Source organism: uncultured Fretibacterium sp., assembly GCF_938030725.1.
Classification (GTDB): domain Bacteria; phylum Synergistota; class Synergistia; order Synergistales; family Aminobacteriaceae; genus Fretibacterium.
On record NZ_CALHIQ010000036.1, the window covers coordinates 1 to 3,902 of the forward strand.

At 63.6% G+C, this 3,902-nt stretch carries 6 protein-coding genes; all 6 read left to right on the forward strand.

Annotated elements, in window-relative coordinates; all coding sequences use genetic code 11:
- Positions 1-219: ArsC/Spx/MgsR family protein (locus Q0629_RS02400; protein ID WP_298778468.1), on the forward strand; the 219-nt coding region annotated here is incomplete at its 5' end.
- 110 nt (positions 220-329) lie between these two features.
- Complete coding sequence (locus Q0629_RS02405) at positions 330-1,805, forward strand: subtype B tannase (protein WP_298778471.1); 1,476 nt, start codon at positions 330-332, stop codon at positions 1,803-1,805.
- A gap of 103 nt (positions 1,806-1,908) precedes the next feature.
- Complete coding sequence (locus tag Q0629_RS02410; RefSeq protein WP_298778473.1) at positions 1,909-2,031, forward strand: hypothetical protein; 123 nt, start codon at positions 1,909-1,911, stop codon at positions 2,029-2,031.
- 40 nt (positions 2,032-2,071) lie between these two features.
- Entirely contained in the window at positions 2,072-2,248 is a 177-nt protein-coding gene (locus Q0629_RS02415) for a hypothetical protein (RefSeq protein WP_298778475.1), read from the forward strand.
- Between the two features lie 260 nt (positions 2,249-2,508).
- Positions 2,509-3,699: a CapA family protein gene (locus Q0629_RS02420; RefSeq protein ID WP_298778477.1), complete on the forward strand. Its 1,191-nt coding sequence runs from the start codon at positions 2,509-2,511 to the stop codon at positions 3,697-3,699.
- 12 nt (positions 3,700-3,711) lie between these two features.
- On the forward strand, positions 3,712-3,902 hold a 191-nt coding region (locus tag Q0629_RS02425; RefSeq protein WP_298778479.1), incomplete at its 3' end, for a WG repeat-containing protein.

A 3,902-nucleotide genomic window follows, 5' to 3' on the forward strand; every position in this document is an offset into this window, starting at 1 on the left:
TGGCAAAGACGAAGCAATCTGCCCCTGAAGCGCTTTTTCAACACCAGCGGCATGAACTATCGTGCCCTGGGGCTCAAGGACAAACTGCCGGAGATGGGCGAGGAGGAGGCACTGAGGCTGCTGGCATCCGATGGGATGCTCGTGAAACGCCCCCTGCTGGTGACGGAGGAGATCGTGCTGATCGGGTTCCGCGAGACGGCCTGGGCGGAAGCCTTATAGGTAGGCCACGGTAACCTCGGACGGGGCATTCCGCCCTTAGGCGGACGAGTGATTCGCACCGATACGCGTTGAGAGGAGATATCACGATGACGAATTCGTGGAGTGTCTTTATGTTGGGACTCGTTTGGCTTGCGGGACTTGCAGGGGCGGGCGAGGCCGCAGACCTGGAGTTCGATCCGGACTCGGGGGACACGGTGACCCTGACGTTGAAGGGCAGTACCATCACCTACCGCGCCTACGAGAACGTCCCTTACGTGAGCCGACCGGCGGATGCAAAGCTTCAGGTCATGAACATCTACATCCCCAAGCCGTATTTCGAGGGGGGAACCGTCGACGGCTATACTGCCGAAACGGCGCCAATCTTCTTCCCGAACACGGTTGGCGGCTACTTTCCGGGGGAGCCGGGAGGTCCCGGAGAGGACAGAGACGGGAACCCGAACGCCTCGTTCCTGGCCCTGTCCCGGGGGTATGTTGTGGCCTCGCCCGGTGTACGCGGTCGGACGACTCAGGACGAGGCCGGCCGATATACGGGCAAGGCCCCGGCCTGCATCGTGGACCTGAAGGCCGCGGTACGCTACCTGCACCACAACGACAAACGGATGCCTGGTGACGCTGCGAGGATCGTCTCAAATGGTACCAGCGCCGGAGGAGCCCTCTCCGCACTGCTTGGCGCGACCGGGAACGCCCCGGACTACGAACCCTACCTGACTTTGCTCGGCGCGGCCGAGGCAAGCGACGATATCTTTGCCGTCTCCGCCTACTGCCCTATCACGAACCTGGAGCACGCCGACATGGCTTACGAGTGGCTGTTTAACGGCGTCAACGATTACGAGCAGACGATGATGCCAGGGACGATGCCATCTCCCGGAGGGCGCGCCGTCATCTCGCAAGAGGCTCGTCCCAAGGTAAAGGGAACGCTGACGGAGGAGCAGAAACGGGCCTCCGGGGAGTTGAAGCGTCATTTCACAGGATACCTGAACGGACTGAAACTCGAAGGAGGCGGGGCGACGTTGACCCTCGATGCCGACGGCAATGGGTCCTTCAAGGACTATGTCGGGTCCTGGGTGATTGCCTCCGCTCAAAGAGCGATGGATCAGGGGACGGACCTGTCTGCCCTGGAGTGGCTGACGGTTCGGGATGGGAAGGTGACTGCGATCGACTTCGAGGCGTACATTCGGTACGCCGGGAGAATGAAGACGGCTCCGGCTTTCGACGCGCTGGACCTGAGCACGGGAGAGAACGAGCTGTTCGGCACCCAATCTGTCAAGGCGCAGCACTTCACGCGTTTTGGGCAGGATCACGACACTGCGGGCGGGGCCCTGGCTGAAAGCGCTATCGTCAAGATGCTGAACCCGATGAATTACATCGGACTCGAGGGGGTAACGCCCGCACGGCACTGGAGGATTCGCCACGGGGCCGTCGATAGCGATACCTCTCTTGCCGTTCCCGTCATCCTGGCCACAGTTCTCGACAAAGCCGGGCTTGACGTCAATTTCGCGGTGCCCTGGGGGCAGGGGCATGGCGGCGACTACGACCTGGACGAACTTTTCGATTGGATAAGATCGGTCTGCTCCGAGGGAAGGTAATTTCATCTCCAAGCTTTTAGACGATAAGCGGAAAAGTTGTCGAAGTACACGAATAAGAGGCGCCCTGGAGGGGCGCGATCGTTTCACGAGCGACTTCAGGATCGTGGCGGACTACTTTGTGCAGATGAGGCGGAACCGGGATTACGTCCCCTCTCGTCAGGTTGTGAAGCACGTGGACGGGGTGCTGAAGCTGCTGTCGGCACTGACGCGAGACCATCCGCTTTGAGGAGGCGCAGAATCAATTCAGGGAGGGGGAGAGCGTTACTATGCTGAGCGTTTTGGACAAGGTGGAGGGAAGGGGAGAGGCAAGGGGCATACAACTCGGCCGAACGGAAGCGGCTCGGAACCTGCTTCGGATGGGGCTGGACTTAACCAGAATCGCAGAGGCAACCGGACTGTCCCTGGAGGAAATCCAGTCCCTGGAAAAAACGGGGCAGGTTTGACCTTCAACCTCGCCCGTTGATTGTATCTGGCCCGCAGGGACACGTCCTTTCTGAGGCGGAAGACGTCGCGTCGGGGTATCTCCCGACGGGTTAAGCTAACGATAAGGGGGACGGTTTGGGACCGCCCCCTTGTTTCATCCGCGCCCCGCGCTTTCAACCTGCCTGTCGCTTTTAGCGGAGCAATCCGGCATTCACGCGTTATGAGGTAGAATAGAACAGGAAGTGGAACGACCTTTTTCTCTAAGGAGGTTCTCTGCGAAATGTTCCGGACCTTTAAGATGCGTAGCGTCATTGGGGCGGCGGTCCTGCTTCTGTCCCTGGCGGCCTCCAGGGCGCAGGCGGCGCCGGTTCGCGCGCGGGTGCTCTTCATCGGCGACATCATGGCGCACATCCAGCAGATCGATGCGGCGGAGCGCAACGACCCGAAGAAGGGCAGGACCTGGGACTTCGCCCCGCAGTTCCACCGCGTGAAGCCCCTGCTGGCCGGGGCCTTTGTCGTGGGCAACCTGGAGACGACCTTTGCCGGCGAGGCCCGCGGCTACGCCGGATACCCCTCGTTCAACACTCCGGATTCCCTGGCGGAGGCGCTGAAGGGGCTTGAGATCAACCTGGTGACCCTGGCGAACAACCACATCCTGGATCGAGGTGCCTCGGGCGCACGGCGCACGGCGGAGGTCCTGGACGGAGCGGGCATCGCCTGGACGGGGCTCGGGACGGAGGAGGTGCCGGCGAACGACGCCCTCCTGCTGGAGCGGGAGGGGCTTCGCTGGGCCTTCGTCAACTGGACCTACGGCAGCAACCGAAGCCCCGCCTCGAAGGACGTACACCTCAACGTCATCTCAGAGCGCGCCATCGCCGAGGGCATGGCGCGGGCGCGGACGTTGAGCCCGGACGTCGTCGTGGCGTGCTTCCACTGGGGGGACGAGTACCACTTCTCGCCGAACGCGCGCCAGCGACAGGCGGCGGATCAGGCTCTGGCGGAGGGGGCCGACCTGGTGATCGGGACGCACCCCCACGTCCTTCAGCCCGTGGAGGTGCGCGTCGGAGAGGACGGTGCGGCCCGGGCGATCGCCTGGTCGCTGGGGAACTTCGTCTCGTTCCAGCGCACGCTGCCTCGCGAGCGGACCTGCATCCTCTCCGCGGAGTTCGAGAGGGAGGACGACGGCCGCACGCGCCTGACGCGACTTGCCGCGGCCCCGTTGCAGGTCCTCCTCATGCCCTCCGGCAGGCACGTCCGTCGCACGGAGGTGACCTATGCCGGGACGGGAAGGGCCTTCAACCACTTTGGGATATCGAAGGAGGGAGTGGCGCGGCTCCAGAGCGTGGGGCGCGCCGTCCTGGACTTCCTGGGGGCGCAGGAGGAGACGGACGAGTGGGGCTTCTACACCCTCTGGAGCGAGGCGTCCCCCGACGTCCTGCCAGCCCCTCGGCGGACCTCCCCCTCGAATTAACCTCCGGATGCCATGCGGAGGACAGGAATCCTCCACGCCACCTTTGCCTTTCTGGCCGCTCTGCTGACGTTCTGCGGCGAGGCCGGGGCCGCGCGGATCGACTGGTTCCTGCAGCCGGTCTGGGATCGCGCGTCCCGCTTCAGCGAGGGGGTGGCCGCCGTGTGCTCGGGCGGGCGGTGGGGGTTCATCGACCCGGCGGGAAG

Bases quoted from the DNA above. Each gene is read 5' to 3' on its own strand.
- Q0629_RS02405 (WP_298778471.1), top strand. From the start codon at position 330: ATGTTGGGACTCGTTTGGCTTGCGGGACTTGCAGGGGCGGGCGAGGCC.
- Q0629_RS02415 (WP_298778475.1), top strand. From the start codon at position 2,072: ATGCTGAGCGTTTTGGACAAGGTGGAGGGAAGGGGAGAGGCAAGGGGC.
- Q0629_RS02420 (WP_298778477.1), top strand. From the start codon at position 2,509: ATGTTCCGGACCTTTAAGATGCGTAGCGTCATTGGGGCGGCGGTCCTG.